The 22,563-nt window shown below is 68.5% G+C and carries 20 protein-coding genes; 11 read left to right on the top strand and 9 right to left on the bottom strand.

Annotation, left to right across the window (positions count from 1 at the left end; genetic code table 11):
* Nucleotides 1-69: 69 nt before the first annotated feature.
* The 5 genes from BSY19_RS15100 to BSY19_RS15080 all read right to left on the bottom strand — a co-directional run bounded on the left by BSY19_RS15100 (nt 70) and on the right by BSY19_RS15080 (nt 4,953).
* Nucleotides 70-984, bottom strand: a complete 915-nt coding sequence (locus BSY19_RS15100; protein ID WP_171905148.1) for an allantoinase PuuE — start codon at nt 982-984, stop codon at nt 70-72.
* A gap of 103 nt (nt 985-1,087) precedes the next feature.
* Nucleotides 1,088-1,906, bottom strand: a complete 819-nt coding sequence (locus BSY19_RS15095) for an ABC transporter permease (RefSeq protein ID WP_069054872.1) — start codon at nt 1,904-1,906, stop codon at nt 1,088-1,090.
* 10 nt (nt 1,907-1,916) lie between these two features.
* Entirely contained in the window at nt 1,917-2,780 is an 864-nt protein-coding gene (locus BSY19_RS15090; RefSeq protein ID WP_069054871.1) for an ABC transporter permease, read from the bottom strand.
* Between the two features lie 18 nt (nt 2,781-2,798).
* Nucleotides 2,799-3,827: an extracellular solute-binding protein gene (locus BSY19_RS15085; protein WP_069057137.1), complete on the bottom strand. Its 1,029-nt coding sequence runs from the start codon at nt 3,825-3,827 to the stop codon at nt 2,799-2,801.
* Nucleotides 3,828-3,843: 16 nt separating this feature from the next.
* Nucleotides 3,844-4,953: an ABC transporter ATP-binding protein gene (locus tag BSY19_RS15080; RefSeq protein WP_150129631.1), complete on the bottom strand. Its 1,110-nt coding sequence runs from the start codon at nt 4,951-4,953 to the stop codon at nt 3,844-3,846.
* Between the two features lie 393 nt (nt 4,954-5,346).
* Here BSY19_RS15080 and BSY19_RS15075 point away from each other — a divergent pair, with 393 nt between their 5' ends.
* From BSY19_RS15075 to BSY19_RS15025, 11 genes are all read left to right on the top strand, one after another.
* On the top strand, nt 5,347-6,249 hold the full coding sequence (locus BSY19_RS15075) for a polysaccharide deacetylase family protein (RefSeq protein ID WP_069054870.1): 903 nt from the start codon (nt 5,347-5,349) through the stop codon (nt 6,247-6,249).
* Complete coding sequence (locus BSY19_RS15070) at nt 6,246-7,640, top strand: amidohydrolase family protein (protein ID WP_069054869.1); 1,395 nt, start codon at nt 6,246-6,248, stop codon at nt 7,638-7,640. The genes BSY19_RS15075 and BSY19_RS15070 overlap by 4 nt, the downstream gene beginning before the upstream one ends.
* A gap of 86 nt (nt 7,641-7,726) precedes the next feature.
* A complete protein-coding gene (locus BSY19_RS15065; RefSeq protein WP_069054868.1) occupies nt 7,727-8,620 on the top strand; it encodes a LysR family transcriptional regulator in 894 nt (297 codons plus the stop codon).
* A 155-nt stretch (nt 8,621-8,775) separates the two neighbouring features.
* The gene (locus BSY19_RS15060) at nt 8,776-9,735 is read left to right on the top strand and encodes an agmatinase (protein ID WP_069054867.1); all 960 of its coding nucleotides are present in this window, start codon (nt 8,776-8,778) and stop codon (nt 9,733-9,735) included.
* Nucleotides 9,732-11,012 (top strand): Zn-dependent hydrolase, encoded by a 1,281-nt coding sequence (locus BSY19_RS15055; protein WP_236840541.1) that lies wholly within the window; start codon nt 9,732-9,734, stop codon nt 11,010-11,012. The genes BSY19_RS15060 and BSY19_RS15055 overlap by 4 nt, the downstream gene beginning before the upstream one ends.
* 209 nt (nt 11,013-11,221) lie before the next feature.
* The gene (locus BSY19_RS27035) at nt 11,222-12,457 is read left to right on the top strand and encodes a RidA family protein (protein WP_171905147.1); all 1,236 of its coding nucleotides are present in this window, start codon (nt 11,222-11,224) and stop codon (nt 12,455-12,457) included.
* Complete coding sequence (locus BSY19_RS15045) at nt 12,454-13,125, top strand: DUF1028 domain-containing protein (protein ID WP_069054866.1); 672 nt, start codon at nt 12,454-12,456, stop codon at nt 13,123-13,125. The genes BSY19_RS27035 and BSY19_RS15045 overlap by 4 nt, the downstream gene beginning before the upstream one ends.
* 24 nt (nt 13,126-13,149) lie before the next feature.
* Nucleotides 13,150-14,652: an ABC transporter substrate-binding protein gene (locus BSY19_RS15040; RefSeq protein WP_069054865.1), complete on the top strand. Its 1,503-nt coding sequence runs from the start codon at nt 13,150-13,152 to the stop codon at nt 14,650-14,652.
* A 76-nt stretch (nt 14,653-14,728) separates the two neighbouring features.
* Nucleotides 14,729-15,685, top strand: coding sequence for an ABC transporter permease (locus BSY19_RS15035; RefSeq protein ID WP_069054864.1), 957 nt, complete (start codon nt 14,729-14,731; stop codon nt 15,683-15,685).
* Nucleotides 15,675-16,544 (top strand): ABC transporter permease, encoded by an 870-nt coding sequence (locus tag BSY19_RS15030; RefSeq protein ID WP_210184435.1) that lies wholly within the window; start codon nt 15,675-15,677, stop codon nt 16,542-16,544. Before BSY19_RS15035 ends, BSY19_RS15030 begins: the two co-directional genes overlap by 11 nt.
* Nucleotides 16,544-18,430 (top strand): dipeptide ABC transporter ATP-binding protein, encoded by a 1,887-nt coding sequence (locus BSY19_RS15025; RefSeq protein WP_069054863.1) that lies wholly within the window; start codon nt 16,544-16,546, stop codon nt 18,428-18,430. Before BSY19_RS15030 ends, BSY19_RS15025 begins: the two co-directional genes overlap by 1 nt.
* A 55-nt stretch (nt 18,431-18,485) precedes the next feature.
* On the opposite strand, the gene BSY19_RS15020 is transcribed toward BSY19_RS15025, so the two are convergent.
* The 4 genes from BSY19_RS15020 to BSY19_RS15005 all read right to left on the bottom strand — a co-directional run bounded on the left by BSY19_RS15020 (nt 18,486) and on the right by BSY19_RS15005 (nt 22,556).
* Nucleotides 18,486-19,403: a dihydrodipicolinate synthase family protein gene (locus BSY19_RS15020; protein ID WP_069054862.1), complete on the bottom strand. Its 918-nt coding sequence runs from the start codon at nt 19,401-19,403 to the stop codon at nt 18,486-18,488.
* 17 nt (nt 19,404-19,420) lie between these two features.
* On the bottom strand, nt 19,421-20,935 hold the full coding sequence (locus BSY19_RS15015) for a tripartite tricarboxylate transporter permease (RefSeq protein WP_069054861.1): 1,515 nt from the start codon (nt 20,933-20,935) through the stop codon (nt 19,421-19,423).
* A 30-nt stretch (nt 20,936-20,965) separates the two neighbouring features.
* Nucleotides 20,966-21,454 carry a tripartite tricarboxylate transporter TctB family protein gene (locus BSY19_RS15010; protein WP_083247626.1) on the bottom strand — a complete coding sequence of 163 codons (489 nt, stop codon included), beginning with the start codon at nt 21,452-21,454 and terminating at the stop codon, nt 20,966-20,968.
* Between the two features lie 106 nt (nt 21,455-21,560).
* Nucleotides 21,561-22,556 (bottom strand): Bug family tripartite tricarboxylate transporter substrate binding protein, encoded by a 996-nt coding sequence (locus BSY19_RS15005; RefSeq protein ID WP_069054860.1) that lies wholly within the window; start codon nt 22,554-22,556, stop codon nt 21,561-21,563.
* Nucleotides 22,557-22,563: the final 7 nt, after the last annotated feature.

The raw sequence follows: 22,563 nt of genomic DNA, 5'->3' as shown, positions 1-22,563 counted from the left end.
CCATTCAGGGGACGTAGCGCTCTACGTCACTGGATTGCTTCGCTCCGCTCGCAATGACGGTGTGTTGCGTCAGGCCGGCTGGAAAGGATGCGTCTTCGCCCAGTGCTTCGCAATGTCGAGCCGGCCGGTCACCCAGACATTCTCATGCTTCTGGACATAGTCGAGGAAGCGCGCGAGGCCCGCCGCGCGGGCGGGATGGCCGATCAGGCGCATATGCAGGCCGACCGACATCATCTTGGGTTGGGTCGCGCCCTCGGCATAGAGCATGTCGAAGGCATCCTTGTGCCAGTCGAAATAGTCGTTCGAGGTGCCGAAGAAGCCCGAGCCGAACTTGCCGTCATTGTTCACGAGCGAGTAGGGCACGACGAGGTGCGGCTTGCCGTCGACCACCTTCCAATAGGGCAACTCGTCGTCATAGGCGTCGGAATCGTAGAGGAAACCGCCCTCCTCCACGACGAGCCGGCGCGTGTTCACGCTGGGCCCATAGCGGCAGTACCAGCCCAGCGGACGCTCGCCGACCGTGGCTTCGAGCGACTTGATCGCTTTGGCGATGTGCTCGCGCTCCTCGGCCTCCGTCAGGTCGTAATGCTTGATCCACCGCCAGCCATGGCAGCAGACATCGAAGCCGGAAGCCCGGATCGCGGCGGCGGCGTCAGGGTTGCGCTCGATGGCGAGCGCGCAGCCGAACACCGTCATCGGCAGTCCCCGCTCCTGGAACAGCCGCATCAGCCGCCAGAATCCGACGCGGCTGCCATAGGCGAACATGCCCTCGCCGGCGAGGTCGCGGCCCTTGACCCCGGTCGGCAGGCCGTTCGCCTCGGTCAGGCCGAGCTCGGTATAGCCCTCGCCGTCCTGGATGGAGGGCTCGGAGCCCTCCTCGTAGTTCATCACGAAGTTGATCGCGATGCGGGCGCCGCCCGGCCATTGCGGGTTGGGCGGGTTGGCGCCGTAGCCGATCAGGTCGCGGTCATAGGGGATGGTCATCGAGGGGCTCCTGGCGTCATTGCGAGCATAGCGAAGCAATCCAGAGGCGACGTCGAGCGCGGGGCTGGATTGCTTCGCTGCGCTCGCAATGACGGTCTGCCCATCACCCGCTCATCCGCCGCGTCAGGCCGGTCAGGCGGTCCATCACGATCATCAGGATCAGCGTCGCCAGGATCAGCACGCCGGCGATGGCGGCGATGCGGACGTCCAGCGTCGTCTCCATCATCCCCCACATCCGGATCGGCAGCATGGCCGTGCGCGCGGTCGAGAGGAAGAGCGAGACCGGGACATTGTCCATCGAGGAGATGAAGGCCAGGAAGCAGCCCGCCGCGATGCCCGGCGCGATCAGCGGCAGGGTGATCCGGCGGAACCCGTAGAGGCGGCTCGCGCCGAGATTGGCGGAGGCCTCGAGCAGCGCCGGATCGAGCTGCGACAGGCTCGCCAGCGTGGTGCGGAAGACGAAGGGCGCGATCACCACGAGATGGCCCGCGATCAGCAGGTTGAGCGAGGGCCTGATGCCGAGCACCGAGAAGAACATCAGCGCGGCGAGGCCGTAGGACAGGGTCGGGAGCACGAGCGGCGACAGGAAGCTCGCCTCCAGCACGCGTGCCGAGGGCCGCGCGACCCGTGAGATCGCCAGAGCCGCGAACACGGCGAGCACGCCGCCGATGGCGGTGGCGAGGCCTGCGACCCAGAGACTGTTCAGCGCGGCCGTGTGAATCTGGGCCGAACGGGCCGGGTTGAACAATTCGCCGTACCAGCGCAGCGACAGGCCGGGCGGCGGGAATTTCAGCGTCTGCGACGTCGTGAAGGAGGTCGCGATCACGACCAGCACCGGCCCGATCAGGATCAGGATGCCGAGGCCCGCGAGCAGGCCGATGATCCAGGTGTAGGCGACGTCGCCGGGGGTGGAGCGCTGCATGGCCTGTTCCTCAGCTCGTCCTGGCGAAGCGGCCGAGCCAGCCGAGCGCCATGATGCCCGCCAGCACGGTGAAGAGCAGCGTCAGCGAGGCGACCGCCGCGAAGGGCCAGTTGTAGACCACCATCGACTGCTGCCAGATCAGCGAGGGCAGATAGACCAGCCGCGCTCCGCCGATGACCGATTGCGAGATGAAGGCGGTCGTCGCCGAGGCGAAGACCAGCGTCGCGCCGGCGATCCAGCCCGGCAGCGTCAGCGGCAGGATCACCCGGAAGAAGGTCCGCCATTTCGAGGCGCCGAGCGCGCGCGAGGCATCGACGAGGTTCTGGTCCATCTGGTTCATGATGGTCAGAAGCGGCAGCAGCATCAGCGGCATCTCGATCTGCGTCAGCGCGATGACGAGGCCGAGCTCGGTCTGCAGCAGATTGAGCGGGGTCGAGGTCAGCCCGAGCCCGATCAGCGTCTGGTTGAGCACGCCCTCGCGCGCCAGGATGACGATCCAGGCGAAGGTGCGGATCACGACCGAGGTCAGGAGCGGCATCAGGATGATGAAGATCAGCAGGCGCTGCACGCGCGGGCTCGACGCCCGGAAGACCAGCGCGAGCGGATAGGCGAGCAGCGTGGTGGCCAGCACGGCGAAGACGCCGAGCTTGAGCGTGTCGAAGATCACCTTCCGGTAGAAGGCATCGCCGTAGAACTTGGTCCAGGAATCAAGCCCCAGCCGCGTCTGCTCGGCATCGGCATAGAAACTGATGCCGAGCAGGATCGCGAAGGGGGCTGCGAAGAAGGCGAGATAAGTCAGGCCGAGCGGCGCCGCGAGGCGCCAGTCGACCCTGGCCCCCGGAACACCACCGCTCCCGGCGGGCGCTGCAGCCATGCCTGCCATCGTGGCGTCCTACTTGGTGATTTCCTTGTTGAAACGCTCGATCCAGGCGGCGCGCTGCGGGTTGATCACCGTCCAGTCATGCGTGACCATCGTCGCCAGTTCATCGAGTGACTTGATGTCGAGCGTCTCGACCAGCTTCACGTCCTTGTTGATCGGGACCATGTTGTAGGGCTGCTTCTGCAGCTCGGCCTGAACATCCGACGAGATCGCGGTGTCGATGTACTTGTAGGCGTTGGCGACGTTGTCGGCGCCCTTCACGATGTGCAGCGTGGTCTGGAAGGTGATCGCGCCGGTCTCGGGCTTGATGAACTCGATGTCGACGCCACGACCCTTCAGCGTCGCGACCGTGTTGGTGTTGGTGTACATGATGTCGATCTGCCCCTGCTGGAACAGGCCGGGCATGGCGGCGGGCGCGGCGACCGCGGCCGCCTTCGAGACAGCCTTCTTCAGCTCGGCGAAAACCGGCTCGACATTGGTGGCGGAGCCGCCGAAGACCTTCGCCATCTCGATGATTGAGACCGTGCCAAAGGTGGTCTGAAAGCCGGTGAGGCCCAGCCGCTCGACATAGGGGCTCTTGAACAGGTCGGCCCAGCCCTTGGGAGGCGTGGCGAACTTCTTCGGGTTGTAGGCGATGCCGACGACCTGGGCGTTGCAGGTCACGCCATGCGACTTGATCAGGCCCGTCGGAATCTTCGCGGCATTGGTCAGCTTGGAGGCATCGATCGGCTCGAACAGGCCGGCGGCCTGCGCCGCCGCTGCGGGGCCGGGATCGAGAACGAAGCAGTCGAAGGGCGGCACGCCGCGCGCGGCGCGCACCTTGGCGACCTGATCGACGGCGAACAGCGCGTCGAAGGCGACGTCGACGCCGGCGTTCTTCTTGAGCGCCGGAGCGACGACGCCGCGATAGGCTTCTTCCCAGGTGCCGGGATAGATCGCGGCGGTGAGGCTGCCGGAGGCGCTGGCGCGCAGCGGCAGGAGCGAAGCCAGGCCGAGCGCGCCGGCGCCGGCCAGGAGATCTCGACGGTTCATCTGTGTCATCGGCATGGGCTCCGGATCAGGGTTGAGAGGCGGGAAAGAGAACGGGGCGGGCGTGGTCGGCGAGCCCGCAATAGGCGGTGCCCGAGCGGCCCGAGGCCATGCCGGGACGGCGCGACATGGCAATCTTCAGCGAGCTGCCATCGGCACTGGTGACGTCGTGGATCAGTTCGCCGCCGATCGGCAGGCTGAGCTTGAGTTCGACCGGGAAGCGGCCCTCGCCGGCTTCGTCGGCGAGCCGCATCTGCTCGGGGCGGACCGACACGAGAACCGGCTGGCCGGGGGCGAAGCGGGCGGCGGAGGGCACGGTCCAGGCGGCACCGTTGCCGAGCGTCACAGCGTAACCGCCCTCGACAGGCGCCGCGATCTGCCCGCTGAGGAGGTTGCTGGAGCCGATGAAGCTGTTGACGAACAGCGTGGCGGGCTCGTCATAGACCTGAACCGGCGTGCCGAGCTGCTCGATCCGGCCCTGGCTCATCACGGCGATACGGTCGGCGATCGCCATCGCCTCGTCCTGGTCGTGCGTGACCATGATCGCGGTCAGGGCGAACTGGCGCTGGAGCCGCTTGATCTCGATCTGCATGTCGAGGCGAAGGTTCTTGTCGAGCGCCGCAAAAGGCTCGTCCAGCAAGAGGATGCGCGGCCGCATGGCGAGTGCCCGCGCCAGCGCGACACGCTGCTGCTGCCCGCCGGAGAGCTGCTTGGGCTTGCGGTCAGCGAAGCCCGCCATCTGGACGGTGGCGAGCATTTCCTCGACGCGCTGGGCCTGAACGCTGCGGCTCTCGCCGCGGGCGGCCAGCCCATAGGCGATGTTCTCGGCCACCGTCATGTGCGGGAACAGCGCGTAGTTCTGGAAGACGATGCCGATCTCGCGGCGGTTCGGCGGCAGGGTGTCGATCGGACGGCCGTCGATCAGGACCTTGCCGTTGCCCTGCTGGATGAAGCCGGCGACGATCCGCAGCAGCGTGGTCTTGCCACAGCCGGAGGGGCCGAGCAGCGCGACGAGTTCGCCGCCCTTGACCTCGAGCGTGACGTTGTCGACCGCCAGCCCGCCGCCATAGCTGTGCGTGATGCCGTCGAGCGTCAGCGGCTGGGCGGACATGGTCGCGGAAGGGGCAGGCGCAGCCATCTGAATGACGTCGATCCTCGGCCGGTGGGCGCCGCTGGCCAGCAACTGCCGTGCCAACCGCTTTCCGTCGGGCACAATGGCCGGCAAACGGCCGAAGGTTTTGAGCAAAGCCGCTCAGGCGCATACCTGCGCCGCAACGTGACGTATCGTAAGGCATCTCGGCCCACTCGCTCGGCATCTGCCTGTTTATGCGGCAACACGCCGGTTCGATCGGTGCGGGGCCATGTTGCCTGAGGGCTGGTCGCTCTCCCCGAGGCCCGGCGCTATCACCGGGGCGAATAGAGCCGCGCCATAAATCATAGCGGCGCGTGCGCCGACCGGCTCGCCGGGCTCATGCGCCTTGCTATCCTCGTACCGTGAGGCGCGGTTGGCCTCGCGCGAGGAGAGGTTACGATGACGCCCGTCTTCCCGATGCGGATCGCCAATCCCGCCGACCCGGCGCCGGACTATCCCTGGCCCGCCGGCAAGAGCTGCGCGCTGTTTCCGGCCTTCGACGTCGATGGCGAGACCGCCTGGCTGCAGCACGACGCCGCCAACACCGACCGGCTGGTGACGCTCTCCTTCGGCGGCTACGAGGAGCGCGTCGGCGTGCCGAAGATCCTCGGCCATCTGCGATCGGTCGAGATCAAGGCGACCTTCTTCATCCCGGGCTGGATCGTCGATGTGCATCCGGCGATGTGCGAGGCGATCGTCCGCGACGGGCACGAGATCGGCCATCACGGCTATCTGCACAAGCGCCCCGACCCCGCCGATTTCGACGAGGACGTCGAGGAGTTCGAGAAGGGGATGGAGGCGCTGAAGCGCGTGCTCGGCGTGGTCCCGGTCGGCTACCGGGCGGCCGGCGGCGAGAACTACGACGCGCTCCTGACCTATCTGCGCGAACGCGGCATCCTCTATTCCTCCTCGTTCCGCGACGACATCCGGCCCTACCGGCACCGGCAGCGCGACGGATCGGCCGGCGTGGTGGAACTGCCGATCAACGCCTCCTTCGACGACTGGCTCTACGGGCTGTCGCAGCGCTTCAGCCCGCGCCCGATGTTCCCCAGCGAGCATGTGCTCTCGATCTGGAACGGCGAACTCGACCAGACGCGCGAATGGGGCGGGCTGGTCAGCATGGTCATGCATCCGCAGGTCTCGGGGAGGCCGATGCGCTTCGGCATCATGCGCGATTTCCTGGCGCGGGCCCGCGGCTTCGGCGATGTCTGGATCGCGACGGGACGCGAGATCGCGGAGCATTTCGTGGCGCAAGAGAAGGCGGCGACCGCGGGTCTCTCCAACCAGCGGACGCCGTCATGAACCTGCTCATCACCGGCGCCACCATCGTCACCTGCGACGAGGAGCGGCGCATCCTGCAGGACGCCGCGATCGCCATCACTGGCGACCGGATCGCCGCCATCGGCGAGACCGCCACGCTGGAGCGGGATTTTCCGACGCATGAGCGGATGGCGGGGCGCGGCCTGGCCGTTCTGCCCGGCTTCGTCAACGCGCATACGCATACGGTGCTGACGGCGCTGCGCGGCACGGTCGAGGACTGGGACGGCGAGATCATCTACCGCTACATGTCGCCGATCTCCTACACGATGAGCGACCATGAGCGGGCGGTGATGGCCGCGCTCGGCTGCCTGGAGGCGATCCGCAGCGGCACGACCACACTGGTCGACCCGTTCCGCCATGTCCCCTCCTATGCCGGCGCGATGGCAGATACCGGCCTGCGGCTCTGGCTCTCGGAAAGCTGCGCCGACATCGACACGCGCAAGATCCGCTTCGGCGAATACGGGATCGACGAGGCCTTCGGGCGGCAGTTCCTCGAGCGCACGCAGGAGCTGATCGAGACCTGGCACGGCGCGCGCGACGGCCGGGTGAGCTGCCAGGTCGCGGCGCATGCCCCCGACAACTGCTCGCCCGCCATGCTGGCGGAGATCATGGACCTCGCCGCCCGCCATAATCTGACGCGCACCTGCCACCTCGCCCAGAGCCCCGGCGAGGTCGCGGCGGTGAAGGCCGCGCACGGGCTGACACCGGCCTTCTATCTGGAGCGCGAGGGTTTCCTCGGGCCGGACCTGACCTGCGCGCACTGGACCTTCTGCACGCGCGAGGACATCGAATTGCTGGCGCAGCGCGGCGTCCACATGGCGCACAACCCGGCGCCCTCCTCCCGCAAGGGGCCGCATCGCGTGCTGATCGGGCCGATCCGGGACGCCGGGGTCAATATCGCGCTCGGCACCGACAACATGACCGAGGACATGTTCCAGGCGATGAAGATCGGCATGATCGTGCACCGGGCCGGCTTCGGCCGCGCGCAGGAGGGCGGCGTCGATCCGCAGCCGCAAGCCGTGCTCGACATGGCGACGCGCAACGGCGCCCGCACGCTCGGCGCGCTGGACCGGATCGGCTCGCTCGACGTTGGCAAGAAGGCGGACATCACCCTGCTCGACCTCGACCAGCCGGCGCTGCGCCCGATCCTGCGGCTGACCTCCAACATCGTGAACTACGCCCATCCCGGCGTCGTCCATTCGGTGATGGTCGACGGCGCCTTCGTCATGCGCGACCGCAAGGTGCTGACCGTGGACGAGCCGGCGCTGCTGGCGGAGGCGCAGGCGGTGACGGAAGCGGTCTGGCGACGGATGGTGGCTGCGAATGCCGACATCGCGCCGCCGCGGGGCGAGATGCCCTTTCTCGACGCCTGAGCGACAGGCCGCTTGCGGACGGCTCTCCGCTGGCACATGATTTGCTGACGAAATAGGGAGCACCCCACCCTATTCGGAGGCGTGATATGAACCTGCGCCAGATCGAGCTGCTTCGAGCAGTCGTCCGCTGCGAGACCACGGTGCGCGCGGCGCATGAACTCGGCCTGTCGCAGCCCGCCGTCAGCAACGCGATCAAGCATCTCGAGAGCCAGATCGGCTTTCCGCTGTTCGAGCGCGTCAACAACCGGCTGTTCCCGACCGCCGAGGCGCGCGAACTCTGCCTCGACTCCGACCCGATCTTCAGCATGCACGCCGCTTTCGAGGCGAAGGTGCAGGACCTGAAGGAGAACCGCACCGGGCATATCCGCATCCTCGCGACACCGCCTCTGGGCTACAGCGTGATCCCGATCGCGCTGCGCAACTTCCTCGAGAAGCGCCCCAACACGCGCGTGTCCTTCGACATCCGCCGCTTCGAGAACGTGGTCGAGAGCGTCGACAACGGGCTGGCGGAGCTCGGCTTCGTGCTGGGGCTGAACGATTATCGCGGCGTCGAGAGCGAGTGCTTCTTCTCCGAGCGCATGGTCTGCGTGATGCGACCCGATCATCCGCTCGCGGCGATGGAGACGATCACGCCCGACGATCTGCGCGCCACCGCCTTCATCGCGCTGGAACGCGGCACGCGGATGGGGACGATCGTGCGCCAGGCCTTCGCGGAGGTCGGCGTGCCGTTCCGCTCCTCGGTCGAGGTCCGATACTGCAACACCGCCTGCATCCTCGCCGAGACCGGCATCGGCGTGGCGGTGGTCGATCCGCTCTCACCGCTCTCCTCGCGCAACCTCGCGGTCCGGCGCTTCGAGCCGGCCTCGCCGGTCTCGGCCTCCGTCGTGTATTCGCGCAAGCGGCCGCTGTCGCGGGCCGCGCAGGCCTTCCTGCGGGAGGTGCGCGTCGTGGCGGGCGAGACGGTGCCGCGCCTCTCCTGACGGCCTGAGTATTCGCCGGACGAATGCCACCCGCGGATTCCTGATAAGCGCCTCCATTGCCTGCGCTCCCCCCCTCCAGCAGTGTCGGGCGCAAGTCGGCGACGCCTCTCTCTGCGGGGGCGGAAAACCGGCGGACAGCCGGCGAGGATGGCTCCATGTCGTTGACGACCGCCCCCAAGACGGGCCACGCGACCTTTCTCTATTCCGAACTGGCGACCGATCTCGACCATCTCCAGGCCGACATCGCCTTTCTCGGCATTCCCTATGGCGATGCCTACAGCTTCGCCGAGATCGTCAACGACCAGACCAACATGCCTGCCGCGATGCGTCGCGCCACGGACCGGATCGTCCGCTCGATCGAGCGCTACGATTTCGATCTCGGCGGGCCGCTCTATGACGGCCGGCCGATCCGCACCGTCGATTGCGGCGACATCATCGGCGATTTCCGCGACCTCACCGCCCATTACGTCAAGGCCGAAGCCGCAATCCGCAAGATCCGGGCGTCGGGCGCGATGCCGATCGTGCTCGGCGGCGACCATGGCGTGCCGATCCCGGTGCTGCGCGCGCTCGACGGCGACGGGCCGATCACGCTGATCCAGATCGACCAGCATCTCGACTGGCGCCAGGAGGTGAACGGCGTCACGACCGGCTATTCCAGCCCGATCCGGCGCGCCTCCGAGATGGCCCATGTCGGCGAGATCTTCCAGATCGGCCTGCACGGCACCGGCAGCGCCCGGATCGAGGAGGTCGAGGCGGCGCGCGCCTATGGCGCCCAGCTGGTGACCTCCTACGAGGTCCATGAGCGCGGCATGCAGGCGGTGCTCGACCGCATTCCCGCAGGCGGGCGCTACTACCTGACGATCGATCTCGACGGCATCGATCCCGCCATCGCGCCCGGTGTCGCCGGCCCCTGCCCGGGCGGGCTGACCTTCCCGCAGGTGCGGACCCTGATCCACGGCCTCGTCGGCAAGGGCCGCGTCGTCGGCATGGACGTGGTCGAGATCACCCCGCGCAGCGACGTCAACCAGATCACATGCATCACGGCGGGGCGCTTCGTCGTCAACATGATCGGTGCGGCCGTCCGCGCGGGCTATTTCGACAAGGCCACCTCGTGATCGCCCCGGAGCGGTTGGCGGCGGCGGTCGCGGGCCAACGCGGCCTGGCCGAGCGGCTGTTCGCCACGCTGGCCGAGGGCAGCCAGGGCGATCCCGGCATCATGCGCGACACCTATGGCGCGGGCGAGGATTTCGGCCATCGCGTCTTCGCGGAGGCGGCCACAGCGGCCGACCTCACAGTCACCACCGACGCCTCGCTGAACACCTATGCGACCTGGCGCGGCAGCGATCCGGCCGCGCCGGCGATCCTGATGGGCTCGCATCTCGACAGCGTCCCCCATGGCGGGAATTTCGACGGGGCAGCGGGCGTGATCGCGGGCCTCGTCACCCTCGCGGCGCTACGCGAGCTCGGCGTGGCGCCGCGTTGCGACCTGACGGTGATGGGCGTCCGGGCCGAGGAAAGCGTCTGGTTCCAGGTGTCCTATATCGGCAGCCGCGGGGCGCTGGGAACGCTTCCCGAGGGCGCGCTGGAGGCCAGGCGCATCGACACCGGCCGCCCCCTCGCCGACCATATCCGCGACTGCGGCGGTGATCCCGAGGCGCTGCGGCGCGGCGAGCGCAGTCTCGACCCCAAGCGCATCCGGGCCTTCCTGGAGGTCCATATCGAGCAGGCGCCGAGCCTGGTCGAAGCCGGGTTCCCGATCGCTGTCTGCACCGGCATTCCCGGCAATTTCCGCTATCCGGGGGCACGTATCCTTGGCCGCTACGACCATGTCGGCACGCCGCGGCGCTTCCGCCGCGACGCCGCCATGGCCGGCATGGCGCTCGCCGCCGAACTCGATGCCATCTGGGCGGAGCACGAAGCGCGCGGCGAGGGCATGGCCGTGACCTTCGGGCGCTTCCACACCGATGCCGACAAGCATGGCATGACCACTGTGCCGGGCGAGTTCTGCTTCAGCCTGGATGTGCGCGCCTATGACGAGGCGGTGCTCGCCGGTGTCGAGGCGCGGATGCACGCCGCGATCGCGCGGATCGAGGCCGAGCGCGGCGTCGTGTTCGAACTCGGTGCGCGCGCCTCGGCGGCGGTCGGGCCCGTCGATCCCGGCATCAGGACGGCCCTGACACAGGCGGCGGAGAGAATCGGCATCCCCGCCATGCCGCTCGGCAGCCCGGCCTCGCATGATTCCGCCGCCTTTGCCGCCGCCGGCGTGCCCGTGGCGATGCTGTTCGTGCGCAACGAGCATGGCAGCCACAACCCGCGCGAGGCGATGGCGATCGACGACTTCATGGCAGCCGCCACCGTGCTCGCGCAATGGGTCGCCGACAACGCCGGCTGAAGGGCGTCGAGGATCCTAAAGGCGGGCTATAAGCGCGGCGAATAATGCGGGCCGGTTTTTAATTCGATCCCGGCGCCGGTTCCGGCCTAGCCTCTGCGATGTGCCGGGATGCTGTTCGGAAACCGCCACCGCGGGCTCCGTTCTTGCATCGCCGGCACGGCCTGAGACGTGCCGATGCCGCGAGGCGGGGCGCGAGCCGCGGAGACCCCATGCAACGCCACGCCATCGCTCCAGCCGCCCTCCCCGGCCTTGCAGGCACGCCCATCGCCGGAGCGGTGCGCGCCGGCGAACGCGTCTTCCTCAGCGGCGCGAGCGCGCTCAACCCCGATGGCAGCATCGCCGGCATCGGCGACGCGGCCGCCCAGACCCACGCGGCGCTCGACCGGCTCGAGGCGGCGCTGAAGGAGGCCGGCGGCTCGCTCGCCAGCCTGACCAAGCTCACCACCTGCATCGTCGACCGCGGCTATCGCGCCGAGGTCTATGCCGTGATCGCACAGCGTCTCCCCGAGGTCCGCGCGGTCAGCACCGGGCTGGTCGTCGCCGGGCTGGCCCTGCCGGAGCTGATCGTCCAGATCGACGCGGAGGCCGCGATCCCGTCCTCGCCGCCGCGCCACACCCGGCCCTACACCTTCGAAAGCTGGCACGGCCAGGGTTTCCCCTGGCAGGGGTCGATGGTGCTCGCGACCGACGAGGAGTTCTTCCTGCGCGGCCAGACCGGCGCGGGGCTCGACCATAGCGGCGTCACCGCCAAGGGCCGCGGCGTCGCGGACTCGGCCGCCCAGGCCGACCTCGCCATGGCGAACCTCAAGACGCTGCTCGACGAGGCCGGCGCCTCCGTCGAGGACATCTGCAAGATCACCGTCTACATCTCCGACCGGGCCTACCGCGCTGGCGTCTATCCGATGATCGGCAAGCACCTCGCCGGTGTCCGGCCGGTCTCGACCGGCATCGTCACCACCGGCTTCGCCCGGCCCGACATCCTGTTCGAGATCGATGTCACGCTCGTCCGCAAGCAGGGCGGCCAACCGCATGAGCGGCTGCGGACCTATCATTCGAGTGCGGCCCGCTACGGGACGCAGCAGCAGCCGCTCGACTGCGAGTTCTGCATGGCGGTGGTGTCGGGCGACCGCGTCACGCTGCGCGGCCAGACCGGGATGGGGCTCGACGAGGTGCTCTACGGGGCCGGCGATGCGAAGGCGCAGGCGCAGGTCGCGATGGACAATGTCGCGACGCTGCTTTCAGAGGCCGGAGCCGGGCTCGACGACGTCGCCAAGGCGACGGTCTACGTCACAGACCGGGCCTTCCTCGCGGACGTCAACGCGGTCGTCCGCGAGCGTCTGGGGGACAATGCCAGCGCCTTCACCAGCGTCATCATCAAGGGGCTCGCCAGCCCCGAGCTGCTGATGGAGGTCGATATCGTCGCCATCCGGAAGGGCGCGCGATGACCTATTCGCTTGCTGGTCGCTGTGCCCGCACGGGCATGCTCGGGGCGGTGGTCACCACCTCCTCCATCGCGGTGGGCTCGCGCTGCCAGCATGCCGCGGCCGGCGTGGGCGCGGCGCTGACGCAGCACATGACCGATCCGCGGCTCGGCCCGCTGATGCTGGACCTGCTCCGGCGCGGCTCCTCCGCACAGCAGGCCGTCGACGCGGCAGCCGCCGCCACGCCGCGCAGCGACTGGCGCCAGCTCGCCGTCATCGATGCCGCCGGGCGCACCGCGAGCTTCAGCGGCGGCAACGTCCAGCCCGAACTGGCCGAAGTCCATGGCCGCGACTGCGTCGCGCTCGGCAACATCGTACGCTCCAAGGAGGTGCCCGCCGCCATGGTGCGCGCCTTCGAGGCCGATCCGGCGGCGCCGCTCGCCGCCCGGCTGATCGCGGCGCTGAAAGCCGGCGACGAGGCCGGTGGCGAGTTCAAGCCGCTGGTCTCGACGGCGCTGATCGTCGCGCATGAGCAGGCCTTTCCCTATGTCGACCTGCGCGTCGACGGCGATGCAGACCCGATCGCGACGCTCGAGCGCCTCTGGCGCGAATACGAGCCGGTCGCCGATCTCTACGTGACGCGGGCGGTCGATCCGGACACCGCCATCGCGAACCGGCCGAAGCAGAGCTGACCACACAAGAACGAGGGGATCACCATGCGACGACATCTTGCGACACTGGCCGTCACGATCGGCCTTTCGACGGCGCTGACGGCGCTGCCCGCCGCCGCCCAGGGCACCGTGCGCGTCGCGCTCGGGACGACGCTCAGCCAGCTCGACCCGGCCAAGACGACGATCGGCGACGAGTACGTCTACGTCCACCTGCTGTTCAACGGCCTGTCGCGCATCGACCCCGACATGACGGTGAAGCCGGATCTCGCCGAGAGCTGGACGGCCTCCGCCGACCTGAAGACCTGGACCTTCAAGCTGCGCCAGGGCGTCAAGTTCCACCATGGCCGGGTGATGGACGCCGAGGATGTCATCGCCACGATGAAGCGCATCCTCGACCCGGCGACCGGCTCGCGCGCCCGCACCAGCCTGTCGATGGTCGAGGGCGTCTCGGCCAGCGACCCGATGACGGTCGAGTTCAAGCTCAACATCCCCTATGCCGGCTTCGCCGACATCTTCGCCGACCGGCAGTTGCGCATCGTTCCCAAGGACAAGCTCGCCGAACTCTCGACCCAGCCGATCGGCACCGGCCCTTTCATGTTCAAGTCCTGGTCGCCCGGCGACCGGCTCGAGCTGGTCAAGAACCCCGATTATTTCGAGAAGGGCCTGCCCAAGGTCGACGGTGCGACGCTGCGCATCATTCCGGAATCCGCGGCGCGCATGGCGGCGCTGGAATCGGGGGCGATCGATATCGTCTGGAGCATGCCCTATGAGGCGGTCGACAAGCTGAAGACCAGTGCGACCGCACGGGCCGACAGCGTCTCGACGCCGACCTGGGACGGCGTGATCCTCAACAACGACCGCCCGCCCTTCAACGACGTGCGCGTCCGCAAGGCGCTGGCGCTGACGATCGACAAGGCGGCCATCGTCGAGCTCGCCCTCTTCGGCCAGGGCGACCCGACCTTCAGCCCGATCCCGCCCAGCCACCCCTATTTCAACAAGTCGCTCAAGGCGGCCGCGCCCGACATCGCCCAGGCCAAGAAGCTCCTCGCCGAGGCCGGCTTCCCCAACGGCTTCGACGTGCCGATGCAGGTTCCGCAGGAGCGCGAGCAGCGCGTGCGCGTCGGCGTGGCCGTGCGCGACATGGCCCGGGCCGCCGGCATCCGCATCAATGTCGAGCGGGTGCCCTTCGCCTCCTACACCGCCAATGTCGCGGGCAAGGCGCAGATGTATGTCGACGGCTATTTCGCCCGGCCGACGATCGATACGGCGATCTATCCGTTCTACCATTCGTCCGGAAGCTGGAACAAGCAGCTTTGGATCTACAAGGACGCCCGTGTCGACCAGTTGCTGGACGATGCCCGCAAGACCAATGACGAGGCGGCGCGCAAGGTGATCTTCGAGAAGTTCCAGGAGATCGCCGAGGAGACCGTGCCCGGCATCATCGCCTACTCGGCGGCGCATGTGAACGGCGTCAGCAAGAAGGTCGACGGCTTCAAGTCGACCCCGATGCAGTGGCTCGAGCTCAAGAACGTCTCGATCAAGCCCTGAGCCAAGCCTCTGCGTCCGCCCTCCCCGCGCTGCGGCGCGGGCGGACGCAGCCCCGGCCCTCTGGAACCCGTCCGCGATGGCAGCCTACATCACCCGACGCCTGGCCTTCGTGGTCCTCGTCCTCGTGGCGGTGTCGATGCTCGTCTTCGGCGTCACCACGCTGCTGCCGGCCAATGTCGCCTATCTGATCCTCGGCGCCTTCGCGACGCCCGAGCAGGTCCGCGCGCTCGAACTCAAGCTCGGCCTGACCGACCCGGTCTGGCAGCAATATCTGCGCTGGGCGGGCGGCTTCATCACCGGTGATCTCGGCGTCTCGACGCTGATGAACCGGCCGGTCGGGCCGATGCTGCTGGAAGCGCTGCAGCGCTCGCTGATGCTGACGGGCCTCTCCTTCGTGCTGATCGCCGTCATCGGTGTGGGGCTCGGCATCGTGGCGGCGCTGCGCCATGGCCGCCCGCTCGACCACGGTGTCTCGGTCGCGACCTATCTCGGCATCGCCGTGCCCGAGTTCTTCTGGGCGATCGTCGTCATCATCGTCTTCGCCGCCTGGCTCGGCTGGCTGCCGGCCTCGGGCTACGAGCCGCTCTCGGCCGGCGTCTGGGAATGGGCCAAGCACCTGATCGCGCCCACCATGACGCTGGTCTTCGGCCATCTCGCCCATGTCTCGCGCCTGACCCGGTCGAGCATGATCGAGGTGATGCAGAGCCCCTACATCACAGCCGCCCGCGCCAAGGGCCTGCCCGAGCGGGTGATCGTGCTGCACCATGCGCTGCGCAACGCCCTCCTGCCGACGATCACGGTGCTGGCGCTGGATTTCGGCCGGCTGATGGGCGGCATCGTCGTGATCGAGACCGTCTTCGCCTATCCCGGCCTCGGCCGGCTCGTCGTCTTCTCGATCCAGAACCGCGATCTGCCGACGCTGCAGGCCGCGATCCTGGTGGTCGCCGCGATCTACGCGCTCGCCAACCTCCTGGCCGACCTGCTCTATGCCCGCCTCAACCCAAAAATCCGGTTCGGCCGCCATGTCGCCTGAGCCAGCCCTCGCCACGCCCGCAAAGCCGCCGCGCAAGCCGATGCCGCTGCAGCTCAGGGCCGGGCTCGCCATCACCGGCACCATCCTGCTGCTCGGGCTGCTCGCGCCCTGGATCGCGCCCCATCCCTGGGACACGATCTCGATGCGCACGCGCTTCCTGGCGCCGAACGCGACCTATTGGCTCGGCACCGACGAATATGGCCGCGACGTGCTCAGCCGCCTCCTGATGGGGGCGCGCCTCTCGATCGGCATGGGTGTCGCGGCGACGCTGTTCAGCCTCGCCATCGGCGTGCCGATGGGGTTGGCGGCCGGCTATTTCCGCGGCTGGGTCGACGAGGCGCTGATGCGGCTGGCCGACGTGCTGATGGCAATCCCGCCGATCATGCTCGGCCTGCTCGTGCTGGCGGTGACGCCGCCCGCCCTGTGGAAGACCGCGCTCGCCGTCGGCTTCGTCTACATCCCGCCGATCGCGCGGCTGGCGCGCAGCGTCACGCTGACGCTGGCCAATGAGGAGTTCGTGCAGGCCGCCAAGGCGCGGGCCGAGAGCACGTCCTACATCCTGTTCCGCGAGATCCTGCCCAATGCCTGGCCGCCGCTGATTGTCGAGGCCAGCCTGCGCGTGACCTACGCGATCCTGCTCGGCTCGGCGCTGTCCTTCCTCGGGCTCGGCGCCCAGCCGCCCAGTTCCGACTGGGGGCTGATGATTTCGGAGGCGCGCTCCTTCCTCGACCGTGCGCCCTGGATCGCGCTGGCTCCGGGGCTGGCCATGTGCCTGCTGGTGATCGGCATCAACCTGCTCGGCGACGGCGCCCGCGAGCGCCTCGATCCGCGCCTCAAGGCGCGGCTGGGGAAGGCCTGATGCTGATCATCGACGACCTGACCGTCCGCTACCGCACCGCCGGCGGCGAGATCGAGGCGCTGTCCTCAGTCAGCCTCCAGGCCCGCAAGGGCTCGACGCTGGCACTCGTCGGCGAATCCGGTTCCGGCAAGAGCACGATCGCGCTGGCCGCCATGGGGCTCTTGCCGGCGGAGGCCTCGGTGCCCTCCGGCCGCATCGTCTTCGACGGCGCCGACATCCTGACGATGGGGGCGGAGGCGCGCCGGCAATTGCGCGGCTCGCGCATCGGCCTCGTCTTCCAGGACCCGTTCTCGGTGCTCAACCCCAGCTTGCGGATCGGCGACCAGGTCGGCGAAGGCCTCGTGCACCACCGCGGCTTCACACCGGAGGCCGCCTTCGAGCGGGCCATCGCGCTGCTCGACGAGGTCGGCATCGTCAACCCCGAGGCCGTCGCGAAGGCCTATCCGCACGAGCTCTCGGGCGGCATGCGTCAGCGCGCGCTGATCGCGGGTGCGCTCGCCTCCGAGCCCGAGCTGCTGATCCTCGACGAGCCGACCACGGCGCTGGACGTCACCATCGAGGCGCAGATCCTCGACCTTCTCGAAGATCTGCGGGCCCGGCGCGGCCTGACGATGCTCTTCATCAGCCACAATCTCGGCGTCGTCAGGCGGATCGCAGACGAGGTCGCCGTGCTCTATGCCGGGCAGATCGTCGAGCAGGGCGCGACCGAGGATGTGCTGCAGCGGCCGGCCCATCCCTACAGCAAAGGGCTGCTCGCCGCGATCCCGCGGATCGGCCGCAAGACCGCGCGGCTCGCCGCCATTCCGGGCCGCCTGCCCGATCTGCGCCAGCCGCCGACGGGCTGCCGCTTCGCGCCGCGCTGCCCCTTCGCGACGCCCGATAGCCAAAGGCCGCAGAGCCTGCGCGACATCGGCGGCCGGCTCGCGCGCTGCAGTTCCGCCGAGGCGCTGCGCGACACGCCCTGGCCGGTGCCGGTGGAGCCCGACGCCGTCGGATCCCCCTCACCCGCCACCCAGGCCGTCGCGGCCGAACCGGTCGTCGCGGTGGAGCATCTCAGCAAGAGCTTCGTGCTCGGCCGCGGCAAGCTGCGTTTCGAGGGCTGGCGCCCGGTTCGCGACGCCATCCGCATCCGGCCGGTCGACGACATCTCGCTGACGATCGCGCCCGGCGAGGTCGTCGGGCTCGTCGGCGAATCCGGCTCCGGCAAGACCACGCTGGGCCGCACGATCCTGCGGCTGGTCGAGGCTGATTCCGGCGTCATCCGGATCGGCGGCGAGACCGTCTCCGGCAAGCCGCAGAGCGCGCTCGAAGCGATGCGGCGCACGGCGCAGATCGTCTTCCAGAACCCGGATTCCTCGCTCAACCCGCGCAAGACGATCCGCGAGCTGCTGGGCCGGCCGATCGCCCGCTTCGGCCTCGCTCCGGCGGGCGAGATTCCCAGGCGCGTCGACGAGCTGCTCGATCTGGTGCGCCTGCCGGTGCATTACGCCGACCGTTACCCGCACCAGATGAGCGGCGGCGAGAAGCAGCGCGTCGGCATCGCGCGGGCGCTGGCAACGCAGCCGCGGTTCATCGTCTGCGACGAGCCGGTCTCGGCGCTCGACGTCTCCGTGCAGGCGGCGATCGTCAACCTGCTGGCGGATCTGAAGGACCGGCTCGGCGTCGCCTATCTCTTCATCTCGCACGACATCTCGGTCGTCGCCCATCTCGCCGACCGGGTGGCGGTGATGCATCACGGCAAGATCGTCGAGGTCGGACAGGCCGACGCGATCATGAGCGCGCCGAGCCACCCCTACACGATCAGGCTGCTCTCGGCGGTGCCGCGCGTCGACGGACCACCGCATGCGCAGCCCAAGGCCGGCCGCGAGGCTGCGATGCCGGCCTGAGCTGGCAAGCGCCGGTGCCGGGGGCCGGATGGCCACCCGGACCGATGTCGGGCGCCTATTTGCCCCAGCGCAGGGCGAGCGGATCGAGTTCGCGGGCGAGTTCGATCAGCCCCTCGCGGGTCTTGGGATGCAGCGACGTCAGCGGATGGCGCACGGCTTCCGAATTGATCACGCCGCCCTCCTTCATCACCGCCTTGGCCGAGCGCAGGCCGCACTGGCGGTTCTCGTAATTGATGATCGGCAGCACCCTCGCATAGAGCGCGGCGGCCTGCTTGCGGTCTCCCGCCGCGTGGGCGGCGAGGATCGGCTTGATCAGATCGGGGATCATGGCCGACGTCATCGTGCCGGTCGCGCCGGCGTCGAGATCGGCCATCAGGGTGATCGCCTCCTCGCCGTCGAAAGGACCGACGACCGCCTCGCCGCCGGCCTCGATCAGCGCGCGCAGCTTGTTGGCCGTGCCGGGAATCTCGATCTTGAAATAGCGGACGAGCGGCACCTCTTTCGCCAGCCGGACCATGAAGGGCACGGTCAGCGTGACGCCCGAGAGCGGCGCATCCTGCAGGATGATCGGGATGCCGCAGGAGTCGGCCACCTGCTTGAAATGCTCGACCATGCCCTGCTCGTCGGCCTTGAGAAGAGCGCCGTGATAGGGCGGCATCATCATCAGCATCTTGGCGCCGGCATCGGCGGCGGCCTTGGCGCGCTGGGCGGCGATCCGGGTCGAGAAATGCGAGGTGGTGACGATCACCGGCACGCGCCCGGCGACCTGCTCCAGCGAGAGATGCATCACCTGCTCGCGCTCGGCGTCGGTGAGCAGGAACTGCTCGGAGAAGTTCGCGAGGATGCAGATGCCGTCGACGCCCTGGTCGACCATCAGATCCATGACGCGGCGGTTGCCCTCGAGATCGAGGTCGCCATTGTCGTGGAAGATGGTGGGGGCGATCGGCAGGATGCCCTTGTAGGGTTCGGTCATGGTGATGCCTCGTTGGGTCAGGCGGCAGGAGCCAGGGTTTTGCGGCCGAAGAGCCGGCGCAGAAGGGAGCCGATCAGCGGCAGCAGCAGCAGGGCCAGCCCGATGCCCATCAGCGTCGAGACCAGCGCGTTCGACCAGAAGATCGAGAGCGAGCCCTGGCTGAAGATCATCGACTGGCGGAAAGCGTCCTCGGCCTTGTCGCCGATGACCATGGCCAGGATCAGCGGCGCGATCGGATAGTCGAGCTTCTTGAAGACATAGCCGACGATGCCGAAGGCGAGCGCGACCCAGATGTCGAACTCCTTGCTGGCCACCGTATAGGCGCCGATGAAGCAGATCATCACGATCAGCGGGCCGACGATCGAGAACGGAATCCGCAGGATCGAGGCGAAGAGCGGGACCGTGGCCAGCACGACGACCACGGCGACGACGTTGCCGAGATACATCGAGGCGATCAGCCCCCAGACGAAGTCCGGGCGCTCGATGAAGAGCATCGGGCCGGGGTTGAGGCCCCAGATCATCAGGCCGCCCATCATCACCGCCGCGGTCGCCGAGCCGGGGATGCCCAGCGCCAGCATCGGCAGCATCGCGGCGGAGCCGGCGGCGTGGTCGGCCGTCTCGGGCGCGATCACGCCCTCGGGCTCGCCCTTGCCGAACTTCTCCGGGTTGCGCGAGGAGCGCTTGGCCATGGCGTAGCTCATGAAGGACGCCGCCGTCGGACCGCCCGGCGTGATGCCCATCCAGATGCCGATGGCGCTCGAGCGCAGCAGCGCGACCCAGTAGCGCGGCAGCTTCGCCGCGGTCCGCAAGACGTCGCGGACGCGAACCTTGGCGGCGACGCCCTCGAAGCGCAGCCCCTCCTCCATCGTCAGCAGCAGTTCGCCGATACCGAACAGGCCGATCACCGCGATCAGGAAGGAGATGCCGCCGAGCAGGATGTCGAACTCATAGGTCAGGCGGATATTGCCGGACACCGAGTCCATGCCGACCGAGGCCAGCGCGAAGCCGACGCCCATGGAAACGACCGCCTTGAAGGGCGAGGCCCCGCCCAGGCCGATGAAGCTCGCGAAGGTCATGAAATAGACCGCGAAATACTCGGGCGAGGAGAAGCGCAGCGCGAATTTCGCGACCCAGCCGGAGAGCAGCGTGATCAGGATGACGCCGGCCAGCGCCCCGATCCCGGCCGAGAGGAAGGCGAAGGAAAGGGCTTCCGTCGCGCGGCCCTGCTTGGCCATGGGGTGGCCGTCGAAGGTCGTCGCCACCGAGGAGGGCTCGCCGGGAATGTTGAACAGGATCGAGGTGGTCGAGCCGCCAAACAGCGCGCCCCAGTAGAGCGAGGTCAGCAGGATGATCGCCGACACCGGGTCCATGGTGAAGGTCAGCGGCAGCATCAGCGAGACGCCGTTGGGCGCGCCGAGCCCCGGCAGCACGCCGACGAGGATGCCCAGCAGCACGCCCGCCATCATCAGCAGAATGTGGTGGGTGGTGAGCGCGACCGAAAAGCCGTGCATCAGCGAGGCGATGTTTTCCATGGCGGCGTCCTCGTTGGCGAACGGCGGGCCTCAAAGCCCGATCAGGCGCTCGACCGGGCCCTTCAGCAGCCCGATCTGGAAGAAGCGCTCGAACACGGCATAGAAGACGAACGCCGCGCCCAGCGCGCTGGCGACCGAGACCAGCCAGCCATAGCCGCCCTGGAAGCGCATGGCGTAGACAAGGTAGGTGACGGTGGCGACGTACATGCCCGCGAAGGCCGTGATCAGCACGAAGGCGACCAGCGGGGCAAAGAATGCGACCACGCGGCCGGCACGCTCGCGGTCGAGGAAGATCTCCCCGGCGACGGCCGCCCCGCGCAGGCGCTGGGCGAAAGTGACCACCAGCGTCCCGACACTGGCGAGCGCCACCAGGGCGCCGGTGTAGAAGGGAAAGGCACCGGGCTGCGGGCCGGATGTGTCCCAGCCGATCCCGAATTCGAGCGCGCCCCAGACGACGATCAGCCCGAAGGCGAGCGTGACGAGCGCGGTCGCGGTTTCCGCCCAGAAGCGCGTGATCATGGAGCGTTTCCTCCCGGCCAGGATGGCCGCTCGAAACTGGCGGGGAGTGCCCGAGAAACAACCGGACGGCCGGGAGGCCGTCCGGAGAGGCATCAGCCGCGGTGCGTCAGTTGACGACCCAGCCCTCGGCCTGGAAGATCTTCTTGTTGGCCGCATCGTCCCTGGCGACGAAGTCGGCCAGTTCCTTGCCCTTCATGAACCGGGCGGTCTGGGCCGTGCGGGTGACGAACTCCTGCCACTCCGGCGTCTTGGAGACCTTCTCCAGCACGCCCTCGTAGAAGGCGACGGCGTCGGCGGGCACCTCGGCCGGCAGCCAGACGGTGCGGGGCATCTGGAAGGTCTCGATCGGCAGGCCGGCTTCCTTGCAGGTGGGAATGTCGCCCCAGCCCTTGCCCTCGAAGACGGGCTCGCCCTTGGCGAGGCGCACCGGCGAGAAGACGCAGAGCGGCTTCACCTGGCCGGCCTTCCACTGGCCGATGTTCTCGTTGGGATTGTTGACGTTGGAATCGATGTGCCCGCCGGCGAGCTGCACGGCCGCGGCGCTGCCGCCCTGGAACGGGACGTAGATCATCTTGGCGCCGGTGGCCTCCTGGATCATCATCGTCAGCGTCTGGTCGGTGTCCTTGGACTGGCTGCCGCCCATCTTGAAGCCCATCGGCTTGGCCTTGACGGCCTCGATGTAGCTCTTGGCATCGGCATAGGGCGCGTCGCCCTTGACCCAGAGCAGGAACTCGTCGAGCGCGAGCGCCGCGACCGGGGTCAGGTCGGAGACCTTGTAACCGAGCTTGGCGACATAGGGCAGCAGATAGGCGTTGTTGGTGCCGAAGACGACGCGGTGGGCGTCGCCCTTGCCGGCCTTGCCGTGGAGATAGCCCTCGGCGCCCGAGCCGCCGCCCTTGTTCACCACCACGATCGGCTGGTCGATCAGCTTGTGCTTGCTGATGATCGACTGGATCATGCGGGCGAAATTGTCGGTGCCGCCGCCGGCCCCCGAGGTGACCACGAACTCGACCGGCTTGGTCGGCTGCCAGGCCTGGGCCGTCCCGGCGGCGCCGATCGCGATGGCGCCGGCGAGTGCGGCTGTGATGCTGAAGCTCTTCATGCGTTGT

The organism is Bosea sp. RAC05 (genome assembly GCF_001713455.1).
Classification (GTDB): domain Bacteria; phylum Pseudomonadota; class Alphaproteobacteria; order Rhizobiales; family Beijerinckiaceae; genus Allobosea.
The sequence above is the reverse complement of the archived record's forward strand: the minus strand, read 5'-3'. Positions and strand labels throughout refer to the sequence as shown.